Raw genomic sequence first — 25,346 nt, 5'->3', positions numbered from 1 at the left:
CAAAACGCTTAGACTATGTCTAAGCGTTTTTTTATGTGTGATGCACGGGAATTATATATCTCTGTGAGGACATTTTGGTTTCGGTTCTTCATAAGGATTTGATTGGTATAGGAAGTTAGGGCTCTTCACAGTGTTATCATAGGATTGGTGAAAAATATGAGTAGACGCAGGGGAAATTGGTGGGATTAACCACGTCCAGTCTCCTGTAATGGATCGACCACACCCTCTCTCTTTTTCTTCAAATCGTTTAAATTGACTAGCTGCCGTGTGATGATCGACAATGCTGACACCTTCTTCTTTAAAAGAGTGAAGGACAGCCGTATTTAATTCGAGTAATGCGCGATCCTTCCAGAGAGACCGATTCCTTTTTGTACTCAAGCCCATTCTTGTTGCTATTTCTGGCAACAAGTCATAGCGAAATTCATCAGCCAAATTCCTCGCACCAATCTCAGTTTCCATATACCACCCATTAAAAGGGGCAGCTACATATTCAATGCCTCCAATTTCAAGCATCATATCTGAAATGATAGGTACCGCATACCACTTTAATTGTAAATCTTGAAACCATTCATAATCAGGATGCCTTAGAGGTACCTCTTTCACAAGAGAAAGGGGGACTTCATACCAAACCGGCTTCTTGCCTTTGACCTCTATGACCCAGGGTAAAAGGTCAAAGGCTGTATGGTTCCCTTGCCAACCAATGGATTGGCAATAGTCTGTGAAAGAAAGGGAAGCGGGGTCCCCAATAATACCATCTTCCCCTTGGTAACCTGCATATCGTAAAAGTTGGTGATTTAAAATACGGACAGGGTCTTCTTCTAACTTTCGCGGCTTGAAAACGGATATAGTAGAACGGATTTTCCCTTCATTTGTGGCATAGTCCAAATGGTGACATAGAGCTTGATAGACTTCATCTGCAGAAGAGATATTACGATAATCAAATACTTGTAATGAATCCCAAAACAACCTTCCGATACATCGATTGCTTTGACGCCAGGCCATCTTTGCTCCATACTCTAGTTCTTCAAATGTATGATCATAATGGCCGGTACGGGCGATGTCATAATGTATTTCGCTTAAGCGATCCTGCATTTCTTTATCAGTTCTGCCTAATTCACCATAGCATCTATGTATAAATTGTTCTGCTTCTTGATATAGCTTCTTGTTCACTCACTTATACCTCCGCTAGATGTCTTTTATGCTGATTGTACCATACCTACAATCTTGTACATAAACCCTTTCGCTTGTGAAAAAACTATCTCTAACAACGACCGAGGAGATGAAAAGATGACTAAGTTTCGATTAGGGTACGTAGCTATGAGTGTTCATGTCCAGAATGCGTCCCCGTCTCAAACGATGACTTATCGCCAGTTTTCTGCTTTACAAGACAGAGAAGCTGCAATTCGGAAGCTTGAACGCATTGCTGAGTCTAATCTTGAGAACACATTAAGGTTGTTAAAACATTCAGCCGCTTCTGGTATCACCTTTTTCCGCATGAGTTCTCGCCTGATTCCTCTCGCAACTCATGAGGAGTTATCGGATTGGAATTACATCCAGCCTTTAAAAGAGCACCTAACGGCTATTGGACAGTTTGCTACTGAAAAGGACATGAGAATTGATTTTCACCCTGATCATTTCGTGGTATTAAATAGTCCTGATCAACACAATTTTAAATTTTCACTACTCGTTTTAAAGTACCATTATCGATTGCTTCACGCTATGGGCATTGATCCAACCCATCGCTGCGTGCTGCATCTTGGCGGAGGTTATCAGAATAAAGAAAAAGCATTGGAACAATTTATAGAGAATTGGGCTTATGTACCATCTGGAATTCAGAAAATGGTGATGTTAGAGAATGACGATAAGATATTTACTATGGAAGATTGCTTATATGTTTGTGAGAAGCTCAATATACCGTTCATCTTTGACCTTCATCACCACATGGCCAATCACGTTGAATCAGACTGGACAAAGCAGTGGGAGAGGGTTATTCAAACATGGGAACACTCTTCTTTACCAATAAAGATGCATATATCGAGCCCTAAAAGTTCAAAGGATTTTAAAAGTCATGCGGATCTTGTGGACTATAACATGTTCAAGACGTTTGTGGAATATGTATCGGGTTCAACCAATCAAATTGATTGTATGATAGAAGCCAAACAAAAGGATGAAGCGTTATTTACACTAAGTCGTCAACTTGAAGAGGATCCTGAGATTGTCATGTCTACACCTTCTACTTTTACAATAAGTAAATGATGAGAAACAAGCGGCTCACATGTGATTAAAATTTATAGTTAAAGGGAATAGCCGAGGGAAGTGGAGGGATGAGACATGTCAGAAGACAAACAAGTTAACGATGAAGCACAAACAGATGAAGAACAGGAAGATAAGAATATAGGGACCACAATTGAATCCAGGACGAATCCAGATCGTCCGGGGAGGCAGTTCTACATACCTTCTCAAATTGTTAGTGAATTTGCTCAAAAGGGAAAAGATCACCTTTCAAAACCTTTTCGATCTCAATTTATCCTTGCTTTAACAGCAGGTTCATTTATGACATTTGGTGCACTATTTTCCATTCTTTTGGCCATTGAAGTTGAAGTAAAAGGTTTTTATCATCTTCTTTCAGGCTTTGGTTTTGCAGCAGGGTACGCAATGGTGTTTATATCAGGTTCCGTTCTTTTTACAGAAGTAAATGTTCTACTGCCAACTTATGTCTTTAATGCTATGGAAAAACAAAAAAATATTTTAAAATTTTGGCTTTCTGCTTATATAGGAAACATCATAGGGGCGCTATTTGTGGCCGTATTAATTCAGTTATCTTCATCTCTATCTGATTCCTTTTACACCGAGTTGTCCATGTACTTAGATAAGAAAATGAAGTTTCTTGATCATGGATGGGTTGGATGGTTTCAGATTATCGTTTCAGGGATTCTTGCCAACTGGTTAATTGGTATGGCCGCTTTCTTAACAACATCAGCCAGAGATTTAACAGGGAAAATACTTGGTACCACATTACCTGTCGTTTTGTTCGTAGCCGGTAACTTCCAGCACAGTGCAGCGAACATGGGATATTTCAGTATGGGGATATTAGCTTCTGACCAGTATGAATGGTACGAATTCTTATTCTTAAATCTAATCCCAGCAAGTATTGGGAATATTATAGGCGGAGCGATATTCGTATCCCTAATATTCTCATACGCCTATAAGGACGATATTCAAACCGCTTTAAATAAGAAGGACTAGTCAAACAGAGGACAGTTTACGAACTGTCCTCTTTATAATTGAGCAAACGACTCGAAATATAATTGATTGTATAGGAAAATGCTATAGAAGTACTAAAGAGTTAGGAGAGACCTATAGTGAAACTTAGCGTATTAGACCAAGCTCCCATTTCAAAAGGAAGCACACCAGAACAAACCTTATCCAATACACTTGAGCTGGCTCAATTTACTGAGTCACTTGGCTATTTTCGATACTGGGTTGCTGAGCACCACAATACAAATGGACTTGCCAGCACATCACCTGAAATATTAATAGCTCGAATTGCATCCGTAACGAAAACCATTCGAGTGGGGTCAGGCGGGGTTTTATTGCCTCAATACAGCCCATTAAAGGTAGCTGAAAATTTTAAAATGCTTGAAGCTATGTTTCCTGGTCGTATTGATCTTGGCCTTGGACGTTCCCCGGGTGGTGGCCAAAAGACTCGTTTAGCTCTCACAGACGGAACTCAAAAAATGCTCAGTGCTTTCTCAAGACAAGTAAAAGACCTTCATGGATACTTATATAACACATTACCTGACGATCACCCTTATAAAGGAGTCATTGCTACCCCAGAAACAACTTCCAACCCACAAACATGGGTTTTAGGTTTATCAGAACGAGGTGCTAAACATGCTGCGATTAATGGTACTGGTTTCACATTTGGTCATTTCATTAGTCCGGCGCATTCTTCAGAAGCGATTTCTACTTATTTAGAACGATTCAGGCCATCTCCAGAAAGACAGGACCCATTTATCAATGCTTGTGTGTTTGTAGTCTGTGCACCTACACATGAGGAAGCGGAAGAATTAGCTTTAAGTCAGGATATGTGGTTACTTCAAGTGGAAAAAGGGATCGAAACAAGAGTTCCTTCTGTCCAGGAAGTTAAAGAACACACCTTTACGCAAGAAGAACTTCGAAAGGTTGAGCAAAATAGGAAGAGAGCTGTCATTGGTACCCCCAATGAAGTGAAAGAAAGGTTAGAAACTCTTGCGGCCGAATATCAAGCATCTGAACTATTGCTCATAACAAATATTTACGATTTCGAGAAGAAAAAACAATCCTATAAACTTATAGCGGAAGCTTTTAACCAGTAAACGGAAAGAGAACAATCTTTCCGTTTTTTTATGCCTTCCCCCTTAAAACTCTTAATAGTGAAGAATATGTTACTATTAATAGATGAAAGAAATCAGAATTGCATCATTCTTTAATTGAAAAAGGGGACATGTAAATCATGAGTTCAGACAAAATGTATGACTTAATAGGAGTTGGGGTTGGCCCGTTTAATTTAAGTATGGCTGCTTTGTTAGAGGATCACCCTGAGGTCGATGCTTTATTTTTCGAACAACGATCATCGTTTGATTGGCATCCGGGGATGTTAATTGAAGGTACCAAAATGCAAGTACCTTTTATAGCCGACTTAGTGACGATGGCGAATCCAAAAAGCCATTATTCCTTTTTAAATTACATTAATGAACAAGGAAGAATGTATCCGTTTTATTTCCTGCAGCGCTTAGATATTCCAAGAAGAGAGTATAACGATTATTGCCAATGGGTTGCAAAACAAATAAATGCATGCCAGTTCTCAAGCAGGGTTGATGACGTTCGCTACATAGAAGACAATGAAACGTATTTCGAATTAAATGTGATTGATACAGAAACTGGAGACAAAAGCGTGTATAAAACTAAGCATATTCTTTTAGGTACAGGCAGTTCACCAGTAATGCCTGATTCATTCGATCGGTTACCGAAAGAAGATGTCTTCCATACAGCACACTTCAAGGATCATTTAGAACGATGTAGAACTGCAAGGTCTATTACTGTAATTGGATCTGGACAAAGTGCTGCTGAAGCATTCAGAGAATTATTAAAAGAACAAAGAGAGCATAAGTTTCGCCTCGATTGGATTACGCGTTCGCCTGGATTTGCCTCAATGGAAGAATCAAAATTAAGCCTTGAACACTTTTCACCTGATTATGTAGACTACTTCTACAATCTTCCTCAATCAAAAAAAGACGAAGTGTTTGCAACACAAGGACTATATTATAAAGGGATTAGTACCCATACGGTTACGGATATATATGATCTTCTGTATGAATATTCCGTCGGGGGTGAAGTGCTCGATGTAGGGCTGCAAGTCTTGACTGAGGTAGATGGGATTCATCAGAAAGCTGAAGGGGAAGGATACGAGATAGCTTGCACTCATCATCAAGAAGGAACATCTTTCATTCATGAAACAGAAGTGGTCATTACAGCTACTGGCTATAAACCTTATGTACCGGCGTTTATAAATTCCCTTCAAGATTTAATACAATGGGATGATCAAGGTCGTTACAAAGTAAAGGCAGATTACCGAGTGGAAAAAACAAAAGAGGTAAAGAATGAGATCTATGTGCATAGCGGCATTTCTCATACTCACGGTGTCGGTTCAACAAACCTTGGATTGGCCGTCCATCGTAACAAAATGATTATCAATCATCTGTTAGACAAAGAAGCATATCCTATACCAGATCAGAATGTATTCCAAAACTTCAAGCCTCAATCCTAGATAGACAAAAGAACACATACCACTTAAGAAAAGGTATGTGTTTTTTTATTATCTCCCTAAATTCTCCCACAATGAGTAGAAGTAGTAGATCTCTTGAATAATCGCTTCCTTATCTTGTATTCGTATACTTCCTTCAATTTTAGCAATTACCCCGGCAATGTCTAGCATGTATTCCCGTTCAGCACTAAATTGAATGCGATTGACGACCTTTTTCCATGCTTTCGCTGTATAATCCACTTCTTCTTGCGCCTTTTCCCACTCTTCACCTTTTGTATAATCTTCTAATTTCTGAAAGGACTCAAAGACTCGATCCTGCTCTCCAAATGGCTGTTTCAACCAGAATCCTCCGGTCATAATGACAATAAAGATCGCTAATGTCAAAATAGGGATTGCATATAAAAAAAATCGATTCATGCCTTATTCACCTCACCTTAATAAGGACCTGGATAATCGCTAATATCTTCTTCTTCTCCAACCTTTTCTTCATATAAATCTACATATAACTCTCCGTTCGGTAGATAAAGTGCGTAAAAGACTGATTCTATTCGATGAATTCCTTTCTTCTCCAACTCCTGTTCAATCCATTCTTTCGTAACATTTTTCTGCTCAAGGTTTTGAAGGATGAGCTTCCCTTCCTGGATTAATTCCGTAGCTATCCCACTTTTACTCTTTGAAATGTTTAAATCGGAAGGAGTCACAGGAAGGTATTGAGGTTTAGGCAGTACCGACAGCTTTCCATTAACCTCAATCAAGGCGAATTCAACATCTGTAATATTAAATACACCTCTTTGCCTTAAAAGCATCATAAGCTCTCCAACTTTTATACGCATTTTTTTCAGGTTATCTTCTAGAATCTTCCCATCCTTCACCACGACAGTCGGTTCCCCTTCTAAAACCTTACCGATATAACGATTCTTCATTGAAATAATTTGTAGAACTCCCGTTAATAGGGCATACCCCGTTAATCCGACCCAATGCCCCCATGTAGTAGCGGATAGATCAGTGGCTAAATTAGCTGCAATGGAACCAATTGTAATGCCATTGATATAATCAAAGAAAGTCAGTTGTCCTACTTCTTGCTTTCCAAGTACACGTGTGAAAATAAGTAGCGTAAAGAATGAAAAGATTACCCTCACAACTACGACAAGTGTTTCATCGATCATAAATAAATCCTCCTGAAGGATCAGTATTCCTTTTATCTTCTACGTTATTATAAGATCTATGCTTCCGAATCGATAAAAAAAGCACCCTAGGATCGGGTGCTGTAAGCTGAGGTTATGTTATGTATTGAATCAGAAGCTGCCGGAATTTTTCTCGGTCTTTTGACGTAAGTGCTTTTGGCCCTTTCGTTCGCTTGCCACTCTTTCTGGCCTGGGCACTGGCATGACGGGTAATTAAAAGCCGATCAATATTATCATGAGTATAAGCAAAGCCACTGTGGTGAAGAACAATGCAGCCTTTTGAAAGCGCCAATGAAGCGAGACCGTAATCTTGAGTAATAATCAGATCACCTTTTTGAGCTAATTGCATAATTCGGTAATCTGCCGCTTCAGCTCCAGTATCTACATAAATGGTGTCAACACCAGGGGGCTCCTCTTTATTTGAATAGTGGGAAAAGCTCTTCACAAGTGTTACATCCAAGCTTTGTTTTCTGGCTTCCTCAATTATGATTTCTTTAACAGGGCAGGCATCTGCATCGACGTATATATGCATACCCACACCTCCTTTCAAGGGGGTCAGTAAAGTATTTAAAGTAAGGGACTAAAAAGCTTTCTCAAGATATGCTATAATGGACGAATCTAGGAAAGGAAGTAGGCTAACGAATGACAGAATTACAAGTAGGTACAACACAAACGTTTACCGTTTCAAGAGTAATTGAAACAGGCTACGTGTTGGGCCTTAATGATCAGGAAGTACTATTGCATACAAATGAAGCTGCAAAGGAATTGGAAGTCGGTGAAGACGTCCTCGTATTCCTTTATCATACGAAAAAAGGGACCATGGCTGCAACTATGTCTATTCCAACTATATCCTTTGAGCGATATGATTGGGTAGAAGTAAAAGAAGCTGTTAGGCGCTTAGGTGTCTTTGTGGACATTGGCATTAGCAAAGATATCCTCGTTTCAGAGGATGACCTTCCTCTATTTGAACAAGTTTGGCCACAAGCTGGCGACAAATTGTTCGTGTGTTTATCGAAAGACCAAAAAGGACGTTTACTAGCTAAACCCGCCACTGAAAACGTAATGGAAGGATATAGCGAACCAGCTCCAGAGTCCGTACTCCATCAGTTTATAAGCGGTCATATTTACCGTTCCACTAAAGTAGGATCTTTCCTAATGACAGAAGAAGGATACCGTGGTTTTATTCATTATTCTGAGCGAAAAGAAGAACCTCGTTTAGGCGAATGGGTAAAAGGGCGAGTGATTGATGTCAAAAGCGTTGGTTCCATTAACGTTTCCCTACGCCCTGTAAAAGAAGAGGCTCTAGGTCAGGACGCTGAAGATATTCTTGCCTTCATGAACGAGCGCGGAGGGAAAATGTTCTTCACAGATAAGAGTGATCCAGAAGAGATTCGCGACACGTTCGATATTAGTAAAGCTGCGTTTAAGCGCGCTCTTGGACGTCTATTAAAACAAGGTAAAATTGAACAAAACGACGGCTTAACCACTTTAAAAGATTCAGAATAAAAATGACGCCCTATAGGGCGTCATTTTTATATACATTCGTTTCTGATAACCGCACAAGCGCTATGAACAATGTTCCTATAAGAAGGAAAGCTGTAAATAGTAGAGCATTTCCTATTCCGAAATAGTCTGCTATTATTCCACCTGTTAACGCTCCGACTGCATATCCACTATCACGCCAAAATCGATAAACCCCAAGAGAAGTCGCACGCCATGTTGGGGATGCTACATCGCTTATACTAGCAATTAAAGTAGGATAGACGAGTGCAGTTCCAATTCCTAACAAGAGTGATGCGATTAACCAGAGGGAAAAATGATTTCCATACAATATACCTAATAGTCCAGCAATTTGAAGGATAACTCCTGAAATGATAAGCCATTTCCGACCCCATTTATCACTTAAAGGGCCGGTAACTAGTTGAAAGATTCCCCAACTAGCAGGGTAGATTGCTATCACCAAACTCATTTGACTCCCTGTTAAAGGAGTTGTAGCGAAGAATAATGGGAACAACCCCCAAGCCACACCGTCTTTAAAGTTTGTCATTAAACCAATGATGCTTGAAGTGGATAGGTTCCGATTTAGAAAAGAAGTTTTAAGGAATACATGTTTAAAAGAAGGTTTCCCCGCTGATTTTGTTGCAGGAATTGACTGCATATCTTTTATGAGAATAGATAAGATCAGTCCTATACCTGCAATAAGAAAACCGATTAGGAATGGTTCAGGTCTTGTGGAATACCTTGCCATCATGTAACCAGAGAATAAAGCTGTTAGAGATAAACCCATATAGCCTGCAAATTCGTTCATCCCGACTGCAATTCCTTTTTGATTGTCCTTAGCCAAATCAATCTTCATATTAACAGTCATAGACCAGGTCAGTCCCTGACTTAATCCTAAAAGGACATTGGCTAAAATGATGATCCACCAGACGTCAGCTATGATTATAAGACAGGGAACAAAGCTTGCAACGATCCACCCGATAATCAATAAGGACTTCCGACCAAACCGATCTGCCAATTGACCTGCTATTAAATTCATTAAAGCTTTGGTCAAACCGAAAGATATGATAAAAGCTAATGATGCCGTTACAGAAGCTATACCAAACTCCTCTTTGGCTAGAACAGGTAAAACCGTTCTCTCTAAGCCTACCATAGACCCCACAAATACGTTTATACACACTAGTGTTATAAAAGTCATTAAGTTTTGACGAATCCCTTTATTTTGGATAACCTCCACACCTCCCCATACGGGTATATGTATAAAATATATCAATCTAAGAAAAGGGAATCAATGATTGTATAAACAAAAAAGAGTAGTGGAACGAAACCACTACTCTTTTTTATCACGTTTATGAATCTCTTCTGTTACCACAAACGCTAAATCATCATTTCCGTATAAGGATAAAACACCGAGAAGGGTTTGGTCCGGAATCGATTCAGCTTCATCTTTAGATACAGTTAGATCAATCCCTTGTTGAAGGGAGGGGTTATCCTTTTGGTCTGGATAGGCTCTAAAATATAATTCTTTAGGATCTAAGTCGTGGTTCACGCACCATTGTGCAAATACAAGAATCATCATTTGTTCATCTTGTTGAAAGTTTTTTATAATTTGTTCTTCTAAATCCTTTTTTTCCATATGTGTGACTCCTTTACTCCAATCAATAGGTCTATTATATCGAGAAAAGGGGCAGGCATACAATCATGAATTTTTAGGCTTTCACCCATCATGAGCCTTTTTCATATGCTAGGGGTATCCATTGAAAGAGGGGGATTTAATGAGTTCAATACATCATCACTACTATGCTTCTGGTCATACAGCTGAAGGGTATTATCGACTTACTGACTCAGTATTGAAAGAAATAAGCAATTGCTATGTTTTAACGGGTGGTCCTGGAACTGGAAAGTCCACTTTCATCCAATCAGTCGCAGAAGAATTGAAAAATAGCGATCATCACTTGGAATATCTCCACGCGCCTTCTGAACCAGGAAGTCTTGATGGGTTAATTATACGTAACCACAATGTAGCTTTAGTGGATGAACAGCTTATAAAGGATACTGATATCGAACATATGAAGGAAAAGCATTTTATCCATTTAAGTGAAGGACTAGATCCAGAACGATTGTCTGAGAATAAAAAAACCATTATTGCTCTTACGAAACAAATTCAGCAGCTAACAGAACAGGCTTATCAAACGTTCCATGCCTCTTTACGCGCTCATGATGACCTTGAAGATATTTATATTTCTTCTATGAATTTTAATGAAGCGAATCTTCTTACGAACGAACTAATTGAACTTTTTTATGGAAAGGAAGACGTATTTAAAGCTCCCAAGATTGAGCATCGTTTCCTTGGAGCCGCAACACCTGAAGGCGCAAAAGATTTTATACAACAGCTCACTCAAAATGTTCAAAAGCGATATTTTATAAAAGGGCGTGCAGGTTCAGGGAAATCTACAATGCTTAAAAAGATCGCTACAGCCGGGGAACAAAAAGGGTATGACGTAGAAATTTATCACTGTGGCTTCGATCCTAACAGTCTTGATATGATTATTCTTCGGGAGCTTGGGATAGCTATCTTTGATTCTACAGCTCCTCATGAATACTTTCCAGACCGGGAAACTGATGAAATTATCGATGTTTACAAAAGGTGCATAACAGAAGGAACAGATGAAACGTTTACAGATGAAATTGCAGAAGCAACGAAGCGTTATAAGGATAAAATGACAGAAGCTATATCAACACTAAAGGATGCTAAGCATGCTCGAGACGAGTTAAAGGCGATCTACTCGAAAGCGATGGATTATTCCCTTGTGAATCAAACAAAAGATAAATGGCTTTCCGATTTCCTACAGTCTTAAAGACCCTCTACGGGTCTTTTTTTATTGAGTCATACTTATTATACTCTTATTGAAAGGGGTGGGAACTTCCATGACACAGAACATGAATCAATTATTAAAACAAATTCCCTTATTCTCTAAACTCGAAGATAGAGATTTAAGTATTCTGAGCACAATTACGACGAAGCGGCTCTATCATAAGAAAGAGATAGTCTTTATGGAAGGTGAAGAACGTGAGGCTGTTTATTTTATTGCTAAAGGTGTCATAAAAACATCTAAATCAGATTTTAATGGAAAAGAGCACATTATCAACTTCCTCCAGGCGGGAGAGATGTTCCCTCACGTAGGTTTTTTTGAAGAAACACCTTATCCTGCTACAGCTGAAGCATTAGAGGAAACAGAACTTTATATCATTCGTATTCAGGATTTTGATCAACTCATGCTGGATCACCCGAATATTGCTGTTCAAGTCATGAAGATTATGGGACAGAAGCTATCCTTACTTACAGAGCGAATCCGAGAGCTCTCAACAAAGGACGTAAGACATCGAGTTATTGCAACGTTAATACGCCTAGGTGAAGAATCAGGAACGAACGGAATAGACCAACCAGTCTCCATTACTATTCCACTTACCAATACGAACCTTGCCAATATGGTCGGATCTACTCGCGAAAGCATCAACCGAGTGCTAAATGAATTGAAGAAGAATGATCTCCTAACGGTAAGCCGTTCATCAATCGAGATCGTAAGCCTATCTGCCTTAAAATCTTCTCTATATCGAAAATGAGTCACAACATTGTCAAAAGAAATGTGATGTATATCACTAAAAAACGTAATTTAATTATTTACAATGTACATATAGAAAAAAATATTACTTAATTCGGAGGTTTTAGTCATGCTTACTACCGAACAAAAATCCATAATCAAGTCAACCGCTCCTATTCTTAAAGAGAGAGGCACGGAAATTACATCCCGATTCTACCAGCAATTGTTCACTTCTCACCCTGAACTATTAAATTTGTTTAATCAAACGAATCAAAAGAAAGGGAGACAACAAACTGCTTTAGCAGGCGCAGTTTATGCAGCGGCGGAAAACATCGATCAACTTGAAGATATTCTTCCAGTTGTAAAACAGATCGGCCATAAACATCGCAGTATCGGAGTACGACCTGAGCACTACCCTATTGTAGGAGAGCATTTACTACTAGCCATGAAAGAAGTTCTTGGTAGCGACGCTACAGATGATGTCTTAGAGGCGTGGAAAGAAGCTTACGGAGTCATTGCTAGCGTGTTCATCGAGGTTGAAGAAGAGATGTATCAGGATGCATCTATCCAACAGGGAGGTTGGGAAGGATTTAAACCATTTAGAGTTACTCATAAGGTAACAGAAAGCAATGCGATTACTTCTTTCTACTTGGAACCCGTTGACGGAAACGTCTTACCATCATTTTCACCAGGGCAGTATATTAGTGTGCAATTGCAAATCGAAGGCGAAACCTATACCCACATTCGTCAATATAGTCTATCTGATGCACCAAATCAAAACTATTTCCGCATCAGTGTTAAAAAAGAAAGTGATCATGATCCAGAAGGAATTGTTTCTAATCATCTACATGAGCGAGTAGAGGTGGGTGATGAAATTCCTGTTAGCGCACCGGCAGGCGATTTTGTCCTGAGTACCAAAGATGAAACACCGCTTGTACTGATTAGCGGTGGCGTTGGATTAACACCCCTACTTAGTATGTTAAAAACAGTGGTACATCTGCAACCAGAACGAAGAGTTACCTTTATTCACGCTGCACGTAATAGCCAGCTTCACGCCCTCAAAGGTGAAGTAACGGATCTTGTGAAGCAAATCGAGACCATCCAAAATTATACGATTTATTCTGATCCTACAGAGCAAGATGAGCAATCTGTAGACACTTATACAGGTCACATTACGTTAGAATGGTTGCAAGAGATACTTCCGCATAATCAAATGGAATTCTATTTCTGTGGACCAACTGGTTTTATGAACGCTGTATATAGTGCATTACAGGGCTGGAACGTTCCTGAAGACCGAATGCACTATGAGTTCTTTGGTCCAGCCAAATCACTAGAAACTATTAATGAAGGCTAAATATTCTTTACTATTTTAAGAACTGGGAGTATGCTCTCAGTTCTTTTTTTGTTTTGATGCAAATTCAGTGAAGTCTATTGAATATTGTCATCAACCACTTCTTCTCATAAAAGCTGAATTGCTAGACCACCATTGAATATAGTTGCACCAAATTCTCGCTTTCGTTATGATGAAAAGGGGTTTTTATAAAAAGGAAAACATTATACTCCTGTAGTAGACCATCTAGCATTATGTTCTTTCCTTACTTTCTCTCCTAAAGAAATAGTACATATTAACGATAAAAGGGTGTATTCAAATGAGTTCAGAAAGTAAACAAACACATTCAAGTAAAAAGATTTTTGTTTTAGGAGGGGATGGGTTTTGTGGCTGGCCTACAAGCCTTCATCTTTCTAATATCGGTCATGAAGTGGTCATCATCGATAACCTTTCAAGACGTAATATTGATAACGAATTAGAAGCGGATTCATTGACCCCTATTAAACCGATGGGGACCAGGATAAAGGCATGGGAAGAAATTTCTGGGAACACAATTGGATTCCATAACATAGACATTGCAGAAGATTATGATCATTTCCTTGATGTTCTAGTCTCAGAACAGCCGGATGCGATTGTTCACTTCGCTGAGCAGCGTTCAGCTCCCTATTCTATGAAATCACCAAAACACAAACGTTACACAGTTAATAACAACATTAACGCTACGCATAACGTTTTGTGTGCAATTGTAGAATCAGGCTTAGACACACACCTGGTTCACCTTGGAACAATGGGTGTATATGGATACGGGACAGCAGGTATGAAGATTCCGGAAGGGTACCTTGATGTAGAGGTGAAAACTGAAGAAGGAGAAAGAATTGCACAACAAATTCTTTATCCAACAAACCCTGGTTCTGTATATCATATGACCAAAACACAAGATCAACTCTTGTTCCAATACTATAATAAGAATGACTCTATACGTATTACTGACCTTCATCAAGGGATTGTATGGGGGACAAATACGGTTGAAACCAATATGGATGAACGTCTCATTAATCGTTTTGATTATGACGGAGATTATGGTACTGTATTAAATCGTTTCCTCATGCAGGCTGCGGTTGGCTATCCAATTACGGTTCATGGAACAGGTGGACAGACAAGGGCATTTATTCACATCCAGGACACAGTCCGTTGTATTGAACTAGCCATAGAAAACGCTCCATCCCGCGGTGATCGAGTTATGATCTTTAACCAAATGACAGAAACGCATCGCGTTAACGATTTAGCCAAATTAATCAGTGAGATGACTAATGGCGACATCGCATACGTTTCAAATCCTCGTAAGGAAGCAGCTGAAAATGACCTTCACGTGAAAAACGATCTCTTCTTATCGAAAGGATTAAACCCAACTACGTTAAATACAGGTCTTCTACAGGAAGTAACTGAAGTAGCTGGTAAATATGCTCACCGTGCTGATTACTCAAAGATACCAGCAACTAGTACATGGACGAAAGAACAACAACCTGGTATCCCTGAAACAAATAAAGAATTAAACTAATACAGTTACCGCAAGCCTTCAGATGATTCTGGAGGCTTTTTTAATTCTATAAATAATTTTTTAGGGAAAAGTTTAACATACTTTTTTCCTTGGCTACACGTGTGAATACCTTAATGAAGTTAGGTCATTCATAAGAAACTTTCCGCATTTTATAAATTTATTAGGGATTAGATAATAAGAATTTTTTGTATGGAATTTTTTTCAAAAAAGTTCCTTGTTTTTATTTCTTAGTGCAAGAGTTTATGCCATAAAGATAAATAATTAAAATATTCTGAATTCATGGAGGTGTTGGCTAAAGTAACAAACGAAAGTATGCATTTGTTTGGCCAGATCTTAAAAATAAGGGAGACTAGAGCATGGAAAATACGGTTTGGTCTTTATTGCCCCCACTCTTAGCCATTGTCATGGTGTTATTAACAAAGCGTGTGTTGGTGTCTCTGGCATTTGGAATTATAGCTGCTTCGTTTTTACTAGCACAGTTCAGTATATTCGAAACGTTTGCTCTTATTTGGGAAGCTTTTTCAGGTGTATTTGTAGACGGTGGAGCACTTAATACTTGGAATGTGTTCATCTTGTCATTTGTATTAATGCTCGGAGTCATCACAGCATTCATTAGTATGATGGGAGGGGCTCGTGCATTTGGTGAATGGATGATTAAAAGGGTTAAATCGCGCGCAGGAGCTCAAATCATGACCGCTATTTTAGGCATAGTCATCTTTATTGATGATTACTTTAATAGCCTCACCGTTGGGCAAGTTGCGAAACCAATAACGGATCAACACAGAATCTCAAGGGCAAAACTCTCCTATATTATAGACTCTACAGCGGCACCGGTGTGTGTAGTGGCTCCTATATCTAGTTGGGGAGCTTATATCATTGGTGTTTTAGGAAGTATTCTGGTGGCTCAAGGGATAACAGATTTCTCAGCTTTTAGTGCATTTCTGCAAATTATCCCAATGAACTTGTATGTATGGGCTGCTCTTGGATTGGTTTTCGTAATCGCCATAAAAAATGCGGATTTTGGTCCAATGAGCGTCCATGAGAAACGAGCGTTGCAGACCGGTCAAGTGACTGATCCATCTCACAAAGAAGTTGTAGACGCAGAGGATAAGCTTCCAATCAGTCAGAACGGAAAAGTGCGCGACTTATTTTTACCCCTTATACTTCTTTTCGCTGCCACAATAGCTGCCATTATATTCACAGGTGTTCGAGCAACCACAGAGAATATGACTCTCATTAATATTTTTGGTAATGCAGATGTCCCTCTAAGTTTATTGGTAGGAGGGATAACGGGGCTATTATTCACATTCATTCTGTATTTTAGACAGCATTCAAAAGATCAGTTGGGTTCCGGTGCTTCAATTTTACTTGGTGTCAAAGAAGGTTTACGTTCTATGCTGCCTAGTGTTGGCATCTTAATCATGGCATGGATGATCGTCTCTCTTATTGATCAACTTGGAACTGGGACGTTCCTTGCTGAAATCGTGAAAGGGGCGAATATAAGTAGCAGTCTTTTGCCAGCTATTCTATTTGTATTTGCCGGTGTAATTGCTTTTTCAACCGGTACTTCTTGGGGATCATTTGGGTTGCTTCTTCCTATAGCCGGTCAAATCGCAGCATCAACCGATATTAATTTAATTCTTCCGATGCTCGCAGCTGTTCTTGCTGGAGCTGTAATGGGTGATCACTGCTCTCCAATCTCTGACACAACCATTCTTTCTTCTACAGGCGCTAATTGCCACCATATGGACCATGTAACGACACAAATTCCATATGCTCTTACTGCGGCTGGTATATCTTTAATTGGTTATATCATTCTAGGACTTACAAGTAGCGTATGGTTAGGGTTAGGTACCGTTTTCTTAGGCTTAATAGTTGTGTATGTCCTTTTAAAACCTGATTCTCAATCTATGACAACGAATCAAGATAAAGAAGCAATCGCTAAATAGGTCCGCTCTCGATTTGATTTCATTGTCATTGTATTTCTCTTATCCTCATATAATGAAATGGCGTTTCAATTATTGAAATGATAAAGGGGATGATTCTTCGTATGACATTTGCATCTGATCAGGTGAATAGTTTGCCCCCGTATTTATTCTCAGTATTTTATAAGAAGAAGAAGGCTTTAGAGGCGCAGGGGGTAGATGTAATTGATTTAGGAATTGGAGCCCCTGATTTAGAGACACCTTCCTTTATCATTGATCGAATGACAGAAGAAGTGAGGAAACCTGAAAACCACAAATATTCCCCCTACAGTGGGATTATGGAGTTTAAACAAGCCGTTGCATCTTTTTATAAAAGATATCATGGTGTCTCTTTGAATCCAGAAACTGAAATTCTCACTCTTATTGGATCGAAGGAAGGATTAGCAAACGTAATAAGGTCCGTTGTAAACCCTGGTGATGGTGTTCTTCTCCCCGACCCAGGATATCCAGTTTATCAATCTGCGGTCCACTTAGCCTATGGAAAAACAATCCCTTTGCCACTTAACCCGGCAGATGGATATGCACCCATGTATGAGAAATTGTCGCGTGATGATTTACGTAAGGCTAAGATGATGCTTCTAAACTACCCGGGCAATCCGACAGGAGCTACAGCAGAGTATAGCACTTTTTCGAAAGCGCTTACATTTTCTGAGGAACATTCTCTTTGCCTTGTTCATGATGCGGCCTATAGTCTCGTAACTTTTGGGAGTTATAAAGCCCCAAGCCTTCTTCAGGTCCCTGGGGCTAAAGAACAAGGTCTGGAATTTGGCTCCCTATCTAAAAGTTTCAACATGACCGGGTGGCGGATCGGCTATGTAGCCGGTAATAAAGATTTAATTCAGGCCATGTCTGTTATTAAAAGCAATACAGATACGAGTCAGTTCATCCCTATACAACAAGCTGGAGCCACAGCGTTAAACAGTGATTTAAGTACAGTGAGAGCGAATAACAGAACTTATGAACAACGTTTAGAGAACCTTCTTCCAGTTTTAAAAGAACTAAACATAGAAGCAGAAAAACCAAGAGGAACATTTTTTGTATGGGCAAAAGTTCCAAAAGGATACACCTCAGAGAGTTTTGCAGAAAAGCTTCTAACAGATGCTGGTGTTATTGTCACCCCAGGTCACGCGTTTGGAGTACGAGGGGAAGGGTATTTTCGCATTTCTCTTTGTGTGCCCACAGATCGTTTATATGAAGCGGTCCAAAGAATGAAATCTCTTTCGTGGGAGGTGGAGGGATGACAGCCATGGATACGAACCACAGGCAATCTGCAGTATCAAGTGCACGAGCTATTGTAGAGTGTATTAAAATCGAAGGAATTAAGCACGTTTTCTGTGTACCTGGAGAAAGTTACTTACCTGTTATGGATGCCATCTATGATGAGGATACCATACAACTTATATCTACTCGCCATGAAGGAGGAGCCTCCTTCATGGCGGAAGGCTATGCAAAAGCAAGCGGGAAACCTGGAGTGGTAATGGCCACAAGAGGAGTGGGTGGTTCAAATTTAACGATCGGTGTCCATACAGCCTTTCAAGATTCAACTCCCATGGTAGTCTTTCTTGGTCAGGTTCATAGTGCTTTTAGAGGTCGTGAGGGATTTCAAGAAGTTGATCTCGATCGGTATTTTAGCCACATTGCAAAGTGGACCGTAGAAATTCGTGATGCAAAACGCGTTCCTGAACTCGTCCAACGAGCGTTCAGAGTAGCTCAAACGGGAAGACCAGGTCCAGTCGTGATCTCACTTCCGGAAGATCTACTTGTTCAAGATGCCGTGATGACATATGGACCACCAGTACAGAAACCAAAACCCGCTCCATCTAGAGATGAGATCCTAGCTGTCGAGAATATCCTTACATCTTCCAAGCGTCCATTAATTATAGCAGGTGGTGGTGTAAAAGCTTCAGGTGCTGAATACTTATTAGAACGATTCACTGAGAAGCATCACATCCCGGTCATGGCTGCTTTTAGAAGACATGACGTTGTGCGGAACGATCATCCTCTATATTGCGGACATCTCGGTCTAGGGACCCCGGCTTCCTTGTTAGATACCGTTAAAGATGCTGATGTAATCATCGCGCTAGGTACTCGATTATCAGAGGTCACCACCCAAGACTATACCATTATTACAGATGACAAAAAGCTTGTGCATTTGGATATCGACTTCGATTCAATCGGAAAGACCTATCAACCTGATGTGGGCATTTTAACAGATATCAAAGAGGGATTACTCGCTCTCTCCACAATGGAACTGTCTAAGCATTGGAGCGACTGGGGAAGAGAACGGCGTAAAATCTACGAAGCTGTGACTAAAGACTACTATTCAGAAAAATCGGATTCGTTCCATAGACAGATTATCACTAGCTTACAAAATCAACTTCCAAAAGATGCGATCCTAACGAATGATGCCGGAAACTTTGCTGGATGGCTTCATCTATTTTATCAGTTTTTGGAAACCAATACCTATGTAGGTCCTACATCTGGGGCAATGGGATATGGAATGCCAGCCGCACTCGGGGCTAAATTAGCTCAGCCAAGTCGTAAAGTTGTCTCTTTGTCCGGTGATGGAGGGTTTATGATGACGATGCAAGAGATTGAAACGGCTGTACGATACAAGATTCCTATCCTATCCCTTGTATTTAACAATAAAATGTATGGAACGATTAGGATGCATCAAGAAATCCATTACCCGAATAAACCGATTGGAACAGACCTTGGTCAGGTTTCCTTTACTGAGATAGCCATCTCTCTTGGAGCAAAGAGCTATTATGTTCGTACAATAGAAGAATTCGATATAGCGTTAAAAGAGGCGCTTCATTGTAATCAGCCAGTTGTGATTGAAATAGAAACGGATCCAAATCAAATATCTGTTTCCAAAACGATTGATGAACTGCGAGAACGTTAAACTTGAGCGTTATGGACTTCATTGTTCCATTAACCATATTAAAACCATTCTAAGGAGGTTTTTTACATGACAAAAACACTCATCCAAGAAGAAAAATTAATGAACTTTATTAACGGAAACTGGGTGAATTCTTCGACGAACCAATTCAAAGAAGTCAAGAATCCAGCAAATTTGGAAACACTCGTCAGGGTTCCTTTATCAAGCGAAGCGGACGTCGATGAAGCTGTTCAAACGGCTAAAAAAGCTCAAAAAGAATGGGCACTTGTACCAGCACCTCAACGAGCAGAAGTCTTGTATCGAGTAGGGTTACTCATGAAAGAGCGTAAAGAAGATCTTTCGCAAATCCTGACAATGGAAAATGGAAAAGTAATTGAAGAAGCGCGCGGAGAAGTTCAAGAAGGAATTGACATGGCCTTTTATATGGCTGGTGAAGGTCGACGATTATTTGGGCAAACCACTCCTTCTGAGTTAAAAGACAAATTCGCAATGAGCGTTCGCTCTCCAATCGGTGTGGTGGGGATTATTACACCGTGGAATTTCCCTATAGCTATCGCGACTTGGAAGTCATTCCCAGCCATTGTAGCTGGAAATGCCGTGGTGTGGAAACCTGCAACAGAAACGCCATTAATGGCTTATGAACTTGCTAAGATCTTTGAAGAAGCTGGATTGCCAAAAGGCGTGTTGAATGTGGTTTTCGGTTCAGGATCAGGGGTTGGGGATGCGATGGTGCATCATAAGGATATACGAGTCATTTCCTTTACAGGGTCCAATGATGTCGGAAGAGATATCGCCGCTAAATGTGGTCAGCAATTAAAGAAAGTCTCTCTCGAAATGGGAGGTAAGAATGCTGTAATTGTAATGGATGATGCCGACTTATCCCTGGCTACAGAAGGAATTCTTTGGAGTGCGTTTGGAACAAGCGGACAGCGGTGTACAGCTTGCAGCCGTGTGATTGTGCACGAAGATGTAAAAGAACGGTTGGAAGAACGCCTCCTTGCAGAAATGGAGAAGCTTACAATCGGAAACGGGCTTGATGAAAATATTAAAGTTGGACCTATTATCAACGAGGGTGGACTTGAGAAAATTAAAGAATACATCAAGATTGGCCAGGATGAAGGGGCTAAATTATTGGCAGGAGGCTATTCCCTTGACCAAGGGGAATATAGAAATGGAAACTACTTTGCTCCAACTTTGTTCACCGATGCAACACCTGATATGCGTATTGCACAAGAAGAAATTTTTGGTCCTGTGGTCTCATTAATTCCTGTTAAGAGTTTTGAGGAAGCCATAGAAGTCAATAACGGAGTCGAGTATGGATTATCGAGTTCTGTTTTCACGCGAGATGTTAACCGTGTGTTTGCGGCTCAACGTGATTTAGATACAGGGATCGTTTACGTTAACGCCGGTACTACTGGAGCTGAAATTCATTTGCCATTTGGTGGGACGAAGGGAACTGGAAATGGACATCGAGATTCAGGGGTTGCGGCGCTAGATGTCTTTACTGAGTGGAAAGCTGTCTACGTTGACTATAGTGGTAAGCTCCAACGTGCACAAATTGACGTTGACTAATTCTTAAAGGGGGACTTGGGTCTATGAAAATAGGTGTGCTAGGTTCAGGTTTAATGGGTAAAGAAGCAGCGCGTGATTTGACACAAAATCCATCTGTAACAGAGGTAGGTCTTGCGGATATTGACCTTGAGCGAGCAGAAGCTGTTTGCAGAGGGTTAGGTTCTACTAAGATGAAAGCTTACCAAGTAGATGCAAGTAATGCAGATGAATTAAGAGCATATATGAGACAATTTGATGTCATTATTAATGCGTTGTTCTATTCATTTAATGAAAGAGTTGCTCAAACCGCGATTGAAGTAGGTGTGAGCTCCGTTGATTTAGGGGGGCATATTGGGAGCGTAACTGATAATGTGCTTCTCATGAATGAGGACGCCATCACAGCGGGCGTGACAATCATTCCAGATTTAGGTGTAGCACCAGGAATGATTAATATTCTTTCAGGATACGGCGTGAGCAAACTAGATCAGGCGGAATCGATTCGTTTATTTGTGGGAGGGATCCCTGTAAAGCCAGAAGCACCCCTTGAATACAATCACGTTTTTTCTATGGAAGGTTTACTAGACCATTATACAGACCCTTCCACGATTATCCGAAATGGATCGAAACTACAAGTGGAATCTTTAACAGAAGTGGAGCGCCTCTATTTTGATAAATTCGGTCCACTTGAAGCTTTCCATACGTCAGGAGGGACATCAACGCTCCTTCAGTCTTATCCTACTATTCACGACCTTGAGTATAAAACGATTCGCTACCCGGGTCATGCAGAGAAAATGAAGCTACTGGTTGACCTTAACTTAACGAAAAATGATTTTGAAGTTGAGGTAAATGGAGTTAAGGTGAAACCTAGAGAAGTTCTTCTTAAGACGATTGATCCAATTGTAGATTTAAAAGATAAAGATGATGCTGTTCTGTTAAGAGTCCAGGTAAGCGGTGTGAAAGATGGACAGAAAATGTCGTATGAGTATGAAATGGTAACGTATAAAGACCGATCAAATAATGTAACAGCCATGGCTAGAGCCACTGCGAATACAATCTCTGTTGTCGCTCAATTAATTGGTAGCAAACAGATCACTAAAAGAGGTGTTCATCCTCCAGAGAAGATTGTTCCAGGAGATATCTATATTAAAGAAATGGCTAAACGGGGTGTGGAGATAAAAGAAAACAGGATTATCCAACCTTCCCAAGTACAAATTTAACTTCTAAATAAGAGGAGGGATCTATTGATCCCTCCTCTTTCAAACCAATTATGTCTTGAGCATGAGGTCACGGCCTATAAAGGAGACCGAAAATGAACCAGAGTGTGTTGAAAGCTTTGAAACTTCTAGACTACTTTACAGAAGAAACACCGGAATTAACCCTACGGGAACTAACAACCAAATCAAATATCCCAAAGCCAACGGTTTACCGTTTGCTAGTTTCTTTAGAACAAGCAGGGTTTCTCATGAAAACAAAAGAATCAGAACATGATAGCCGGTATCGTCTTGGTATAAAGTTAATGGAACTCGGGTATCGTGTAGCAGATCAGATTGAGTTAAGAAGAATAGCAAAGCCTTACATGGAGCAATTAGCTCAAGAAATTAATGAAGTTATCCACTTAGTCATCGTGAATGAGGACAAAGCCACCTATATTGAGAAAGTAGATTCAAATCGAGCCCTTCGTTTATATACGAAAATTGGTAAAAATGCACCGCTGTATTTAGGTTCAGGCCCTAAACTTCTCCTTGCGTACTTACCGCCATCAAGACAGGAGAAAGTGTTGAATGAATCCTCTTTGTCTCCTATAGCTAATTTACCTCCAATCGATAAAGAAACCTTAAAAAGAGAGTTGAAAATCATTCGAGAGCAAGGGTATGCCATTAGTAAAGGCGAACAAGATCATGATACGACCGGAATCTCTTATCCCATCTATAATTATAAACATGAAGTCGTTGCCTCTCTGGCAGTAAGCGGGTTATCCAATCACTTTGAGGGGAAGAACTTAACGGTCATTAAAGAGGCGACAGAAAGAATTGCGCACCAAGTTTCAAGGAGTATAGGCTATTAAGATCATTAGTGGAGGTATATATGAAAACCTATTTCATTGCAGGTCATGCAAGGCTCCCCGCTGGAATGGCTGCTCAAAACATGTATGATGTCTTAACTATTACGGCAGAAGTCGATGGTACCTATGGGGTAATTCTTGAAGCAAACTGCACGTTAGCCACAGAGCATGGGCGCCAATTTATTGGTCAACTTCTTAAAGGGTTTAGTTTAAGGCATTCCCTTGATGAGCCCATTGAAGAGATACGTGCTTACTATTTAGGGAAAGCAAGCAATGCACTTATTTCTGCTTTGAAAGATCTTCACAAACAATACGGACTTAAACATGACTAAGCATTCATAGGTAAGATCTATGAATGCTTTTAAACATGCTATACAAAAATAAGCAAGTGATCACTAAACGATCATTCATGAATGGCTGTTGAAATATACTTCAAATTCACATATTCATGGATCCCTTGTGATCCACCTTCTTTTCCAACCCCAGATTGTTTAATTCCTCCAAATGGAGCCTCAGCCACTGCTGGAAAAACATCGTTTATTCCAACGATTCCATAAGCAAGTGATTCTGACACTCTCGTTGCTCGGCTTAAATTTTCTGTGAACAGATAGGCAGCCAGACCATAATCGGTATCATTGGCTTTTTGAATGACTTCCTCTTCATCTGTAAATGACTGCAAGGGAAGAAGAGGACCAAATGTTTCTGCTGACATAACGTCCATTTGATCCGTTGCATCTTTCAACAGGGTAGGAGAGTAGAAATGACCCTTAAGACCTGTCGATAACGGTCCTCCTCCGACTAACACTTTTGCTCCCTTATGAAGAGCGTCTTCTAATTGAGCTTGAACTTTGTCTAATGCTTGACGGTGGATGAGAGGACCTAAGTCTATTTCATCCTTCAACCCATTACCTGGTCTTAATTGGTTAAGTTTTTCCTTCAGTAATTCCGTGAATTCATCCATTATGTCTTCATGTACATAAACACGATTTGCGCAAATACAAGTCTGGCCACTGTTTCGAAATTTACTAGCTATGGTTTGGGTAGCAGCCCGTTTTAAGTCTGCGTCTTCAAATACTAGAATAGGTGCGTGACCGCCAAGTTCAAGAGATAGTTTCTTTACGGTGTCAGCACTTCCTCGCATTAAATGTTTCCCAACATCTGTGGAACCAGTAAAGGTGAGCAAACGTACTTCTTTACTTTTCATTAGAACGGCACCAATTTCTTCTGCATCACCTGTGACCAGATTAACCACGCCTGGTGGGACTCCGGCTTCATCCAAAATAGTAATAAGTTCAATCGCCGACAAAGGTGTTTCCGGAGCAGGTTTAAGTACGACTGTGCATCCAGCAGCAAGAGCGGGTGCAACTTTTCTCGCTATCATGGATGATGGAAAGTTCCAAGGCGTAATCGCAGCAATCACACCAACTGGTTGGGGGATGACATGGAGCCTTTTCCCAGGGAGAGAAGAGGGGATCCACTCACCATATAAACGATTGGCTTCTTCTGCATACCATAGAAAAAAACTAGCAGAAGCACGAATTTCTCCCTTCGCTTCTTTTAGAGGTTTTCCTTGTTCAAGTGTTAAAATCGTAGCCAGCTCGTCAAGACGCTCTAACAGTAATTCATGAACGCGATATAAGATCCTTGATCGTTCGCGAGCTGTCTTTTTCGACCATTCGGGAAAGGAGAGCGAAGCGGATTGTATGGCTTTTTGAGTTTCTATTCGTCCTCCAAAGGATACATCAGTCAGTTTCTCAAGGGTAGCAGGATTCATGACACTAGCGGTCTTTCCTGATTCTGAACCTTCCCATTTCCCATCGATATAAATAGAATGGTGGTAATGCTTCAATTCTGTCATAAACATCG

At 40.2% G+C, this 25,346-nt stretch carries 23 protein-coding genes; 16 read left to right on the top strand and 7 right to left on the bottom strand.

The genetic code is table 11. The features are described from left to right. Positions 1 to 51: 51 nt before the first annotated feature. Positions 52 to 1,170: a nitric oxide synthase oxygenase gene (locus LQ226_RS03895; protein WP_231416516.1), complete on the bottom strand. Its 1,119-nt coding sequence runs from the start codon at positions 1,168 to 1,170 to the stop codon at positions 52 to 54. 117 nt (positions 1,171 to 1,287) lie between these two features. Between LQ226_RS03895 and uvsE the strand changes: the two genes are divergently transcribed. From uvsE to LQ226_RS03875, 4 genes are all read left to right on the top strand, one after another. Further along, positions 1,288 to 2,256, top strand: coding sequence for a UV DNA damage repair endonuclease UvsE (uvsE, locus tag LQ226_RS03890; RefSeq protein WP_231416515.1), 969 nt, complete (start codon positions 1,288 to 1,290; stop codon positions 2,254 to 2,256). Positions 2,257 to 2,331: 75 nt separating this feature from the next. Next, positions 2,332 to 3,246, top strand: coding sequence for a formate/nitrite transporter family protein (locus tag LQ226_RS03885; RefSeq protein WP_231416514.1), 915 nt, complete (start codon positions 2,332 to 2,334; stop codon positions 3,244 to 3,246). A gap of 113 nt (positions 3,247 to 3,359) precedes the next feature. Further along, positions 3,360 to 4,358: an LLM class flavin-dependent oxidoreductase gene (locus LQ226_RS03880; RefSeq protein ID WP_284526995.1), complete on the top strand. Its 999-nt coding sequence runs from the start codon at positions 3,360 to 3,362 to the stop codon at positions 4,356 to 4,358. A 137-nt stretch (positions 4,359 to 4,495) separates the two neighbouring features. Further along, positions 4,496 to 5,809, top strand: a complete 1,314-nt coding sequence (locus tag LQ226_RS03875; protein WP_231416512.1) for a lysine N(6)-hydroxylase/L-ornithine N(5)-oxygenase family protein — start codon at positions 4,496 to 4,498, stop codon at positions 5,807 to 5,809. 48 nt (positions 5,810 to 5,857) lie between these two features. Here LQ226_RS03875 and LQ226_RS03870 read toward each other — a convergent pair whose 3' ends face one another. From LQ226_RS03870 to LQ226_RS03860, 3 genes are all read right to left on the bottom strand, one after another. Continuing rightward, positions 5,858 to 6,223 (bottom strand): DUF4363 family protein, encoded by a 366-nt coding sequence (locus LQ226_RS03870; protein ID WP_231416511.1) that lies wholly within the window; start codon positions 6,221 to 6,223, stop codon positions 5,858 to 5,860. Between the two features lie 17 nt (positions 6,224 to 6,240). Continuing rightward, complete coding sequence (locus LQ226_RS03865; protein ID WP_231416510.1) at positions 6,241 to 6,972, bottom strand: YetF domain-containing protein; 732 nt, start codon at positions 6,970 to 6,972, stop codon at positions 6,241 to 6,243. Between the two features lie 112 nt (positions 6,973 to 7,084). Beyond that, a complete protein-coding gene (locus LQ226_RS03860; RefSeq protein ID WP_231416509.1) occupies positions 7,085 to 7,522 on the bottom strand; it encodes a YaiI/YqxD family protein in 438 nt (145 codons plus the stop codon). A 110-nt stretch (positions 7,523 to 7,632) separates the two neighbouring features. On the opposite strand from LQ226_RS03860, the gene LQ226_RS03855 reads away from it, so the two are divergent. Next, positions 7,633 to 8,496 (top strand): CvfB family protein, encoded by an 864-nt coding sequence (locus tag LQ226_RS03855; protein ID WP_231416508.1) that lies wholly within the window; start codon positions 7,633 to 7,635, stop codon positions 8,494 to 8,496. Positions 8,497 to 8,506: 10 nt separating this feature from the next. On the opposite strand, the gene LQ226_RS03850 is transcribed toward LQ226_RS03855, so the two are convergent. Then, positions 8,507 to 9,688 carry an MFS transporter gene (locus tag LQ226_RS03850; protein WP_231416507.1) on the bottom strand — a complete coding sequence of 394 codons (1,182 nt, stop codon included), beginning with the start codon at positions 9,686 to 9,688 and terminating at the stop codon, positions 8,507 to 8,509. Between the two features lie 132 nt (positions 9,689 to 9,820). Next, positions 9,821 to 10,126, bottom strand: coding sequence for a hypothetical protein (locus tag LQ226_RS03845; RefSeq protein ID WP_231416506.1), 306 nt, complete (start codon positions 10,124 to 10,126; stop codon positions 9,821 to 9,823). 139 nt (positions 10,127 to 10,265) lie between these two features. Between LQ226_RS03845 and LQ226_RS03840 the strand changes: the two genes are divergently transcribed. The 11 genes from LQ226_RS03840 (at position 10,266) to LQ226_RS03790 (ending at position 23,812) form a co-directional block, all read left to right on the top strand. Then, positions 10,266 to 11,348, top strand: a complete 1,083-nt coding sequence (locus LQ226_RS03840; RefSeq protein WP_231416505.1) for a PRK06851 family protein — start codon at positions 10,266 to 10,268, stop codon at positions 11,346 to 11,348. An 82-nt stretch (positions 11,349 to 11,430) separates the two neighbouring features. Then, positions 11,431 to 12,114 (top strand): Crp/Fnr family transcriptional regulator, encoded by a 684-nt coding sequence (locus LQ226_RS03835; RefSeq protein ID WP_231416504.1) that lies wholly within the window; start codon positions 11,431 to 11,433, stop codon positions 12,112 to 12,114. Between the two features lie 108 nt (positions 12,115 to 12,222). Next, the gene (gene hmpA / locus LQ226_RS03830) at positions 12,223 to 13,446 is read left to right on the top strand and encodes an NO-inducible flavohemoprotein (RefSeq protein WP_231416503.1); all 1,224 of its coding nucleotides are present in this window, start codon (positions 12,223 to 12,225) and stop codon (positions 13,444 to 13,446) included. A 295-nt stretch (positions 13,447 to 13,741) separates the two neighbouring features. After that, positions 13,742 to 14,980: an NAD-dependent epimerase/dehydratase family protein gene (locus tag LQ226_RS03825; RefSeq protein ID WP_231416502.1), complete on the top strand. Its 1,239-nt coding sequence runs from the start codon at positions 13,742 to 13,744 to the stop codon at positions 14,978 to 14,980. A 356-nt stretch (positions 14,981 to 15,336) separates the two neighbouring features. After that, entirely contained in the window at positions 15,337 to 16,929 is a 1,593-nt protein-coding gene (locus LQ226_RS03820; protein ID WP_231416501.1) for a Na+/H+ antiporter NhaC family protein, read from the top strand. Positions 16,930 to 17,030: 101 nt separating this feature from the next. After that, positions 17,031 to 18,206 carry an aminotransferase class I/II-fold pyridoxal phosphate-dependent enzyme gene (locus LQ226_RS03815; protein WP_231416500.1) on the top strand — a complete coding sequence of 392 codons (1,176 nt, stop codon included), beginning with the start codon at positions 17,031 to 17,033 and terminating at the stop codon, positions 18,204 to 18,206. Next, on the top strand, positions 18,203 to 19,870 hold the full coding sequence (locus LQ226_RS03810; protein ID WP_231416499.1) for a thiamine pyrophosphate-dependent enzyme: 1,668 nt from the start codon (positions 18,203 to 18,205) through the stop codon (positions 19,868 to 19,870). Before LQ226_RS03815 ends, LQ226_RS03810 begins: the two co-directional genes overlap by 4 nt. A 66-nt stretch (positions 19,871 to 19,936) precedes the next feature. Next, positions 19,937 to 21,439, top strand: a complete 1,503-nt coding sequence (locus tag LQ226_RS03805; protein ID WP_231416498.1) for an aldehyde dehydrogenase family protein — start codon at positions 19,937 to 19,939, stop codon at positions 21,437 to 21,439. A gap of 23 nt (positions 21,440 to 21,462) precedes the next feature. After that, entirely contained in the window at positions 21,463 to 22,635 is a 1,173-nt protein-coding gene (locus LQ226_RS03800) for a saccharopine dehydrogenase family protein (protein WP_231416497.1), read from the top strand. Between the two features lie 92 nt (positions 22,636 to 22,727). Next, positions 22,728 to 23,483: an IclR family transcriptional regulator gene (locus LQ226_RS03795; RefSeq protein ID WP_231416496.1), complete on the top strand. Its 756-nt coding sequence runs from the start codon at positions 22,728 to 22,730 to the stop codon at positions 23,481 to 23,483. Positions 23,484 to 23,503: 20 nt separating this feature from the next. After that, the gene (locus LQ226_RS03790) at positions 23,504 to 23,812 is read left to right on the top strand and encodes a DUF3870 domain-containing protein (RefSeq protein ID WP_231416495.1); all 309 of its coding nucleotides are present in this window, start codon (positions 23,504 to 23,506) and stop codon (positions 23,810 to 23,812) included. 71 nt (positions 23,813 to 23,883) lie between these two features. Here the strand turns inward: LQ226_RS03790 and LQ226_RS03785 are convergent, their stop codons facing one another. Then, entirely contained in the window at positions 23,884 to 25,338 is a 1,455-nt protein-coding gene (locus tag LQ226_RS03785; protein ID WP_231416494.1) for an NAD-dependent succinate-semialdehyde dehydrogenase, read from the bottom strand. Positions 25,339 to 25,346 lie beyond the last annotated feature (8 nt).

Origin of the sequence: Pontibacillus sp. HN14 (assembly GCF_021129245.1) — a bacterium.
GTDB lineage: Bacteria > Bacillota > Bacilli > Bacillales > BH030062 > Pontibacillus.
This window is presented reverse-complemented; position numbering and strand designations above follow the sequence as displayed.

What these genes read in the sequence shown, in the direction of transcription:
- LQ226_RS03825 (WP_231416502.1), top strand. Translation starts at nt 13,742, where the DNA reads ATGAGTTCAGAAAGTAAACAAACACATTCAAGTAAAAAGATTTTTGTT.
- LQ226_RS03870 (WP_231416511.1), bottom strand. Translation starts at nt 6,223, where the DNA reads ATGAATCGATTTTTTTTATATGCAATCCCTATTTTGACATTAGCGATC.
- LQ226_RS03810 (WP_231416499.1), top strand. Translation starts at nt 18,203, where the DNA reads ATGACAGCCATGGATACGAACCACAGGCAATCTGCAGTATCAAGTGCA.
- LQ226_RS03785 (WP_231416494.1), bottom strand. Translation starts at nt 25,338, where the DNA reads ATGACAGAATTGAAGCATTACCACCATTCTATTTATATCGATGGGAAA.
- LQ226_RS03845 (WP_231416506.1), bottom strand. Translation starts at nt 10,126, where the DNA reads ATGGAAAAAAAGGATTTAGAAGAACAAATTATAAAAAACTTTCAACAA.
- LQ226_RS03865 (WP_231416510.1), bottom strand. Translation starts at nt 6,972, where the DNA reads ATGATCGATGAAACACTTGTCGTAGTTGTGAGGGTAATCTTTTCATTC.
- LQ226_RS03860 (WP_231416509.1), bottom strand. Translation starts at nt 7,522, where the DNA reads ATGCATATATACGTCGATGCAGATGCCTGCCCTGTTAAAGAAATCATA.
- LQ226_RS03885 (WP_231416514.1), top strand. Translation starts at nt 2,332, where the DNA reads ATGTCAGAAGACAAACAAGTTAACGATGAAGCACAAACAGATGAAGAA.
- LQ226_RS03840 (WP_231416505.1), top strand. Translation starts at nt 10,266, where the DNA reads ATGAGTTCAATACATCATCACTACTATGCTTCTGGTCATACAGCTGAA.
- LQ226_RS03805 (WP_231416498.1), top strand. Translation starts at nt 19,937, where the DNA reads ATGACAAAAACACTCATCCAAGAAGAAAAATTAATGAACTTTATTAAC.
- LQ226_RS03820 (WP_231416501.1), top strand. Translation starts at nt 15,337, where the DNA reads ATGGAAAATACGGTTTGGTCTTTATTGCCCCCACTCTTAGCCATTGTC.
- LQ226_RS03815 (WP_231416500.1), top strand. Translation starts at nt 17,031, where the DNA reads ATGACATTTGCATCTGATCAGGTGAATAGTTTGCCCCCGTATTTATTC.
- LQ226_RS03790 (WP_231416495.1), top strand. Translation starts at nt 23,504, where the DNA reads ATGAAAACCTATTTCATTGCAGGTCATGCAAGGCTCCCCGCTGGAATG.
- uvsE (WP_231416515.1), top strand. Translation starts at nt 1,288, where the DNA reads ATGACTAAGTTTCGATTAGGGTACGTAGCTATGAGTGTTCATGTCCAG.
- LQ226_RS03795 (WP_231416496.1), top strand. Translation starts at nt 22,728, where the DNA reads ATGAACCAGAGTGTGTTGAAAGCTTTGAAACTTCTAGACTACTTTACA.
- LQ226_RS03850 (WP_231416507.1), bottom strand. Translation starts at nt 9,688, where the DNA reads ATGACTTTTATAACACTAGTGTGTATAAACGTATTTGTGGGGTCTATG.
- LQ226_RS03800 (WP_231416497.1), top strand. Translation starts at nt 21,463, where the DNA reads ATGAAAATAGGTGTGCTAGGTTCAGGTTTAATGGGTAAAGAAGCAGCG.
- LQ226_RS03855 (WP_231416508.1), top strand. Translation starts at nt 7,633, where the DNA reads ATGACAGAATTACAAGTAGGTACAACACAAACGTTTACCGTTTCAAGA.
- LQ226_RS03835 (WP_231416504.1), top strand. Translation starts at nt 11,431, where the DNA reads ATGAATCAATTATTAAAACAAATTCCCTTATTCTCTAAACTCGAAGAT.
- LQ226_RS03875 (WP_231416512.1), top strand. Translation starts at nt 4,496, where the DNA reads ATGAGTTCAGACAAAATGTATGACTTAATAGGAGTTGGGGTTGGCCCG.
- hmpA (WP_231416503.1), top strand. Translation starts at nt 12,223, where the DNA reads ATGCTTACTACCGAACAAAAATCCATAATCAAGTCAACCGCTCCTATT.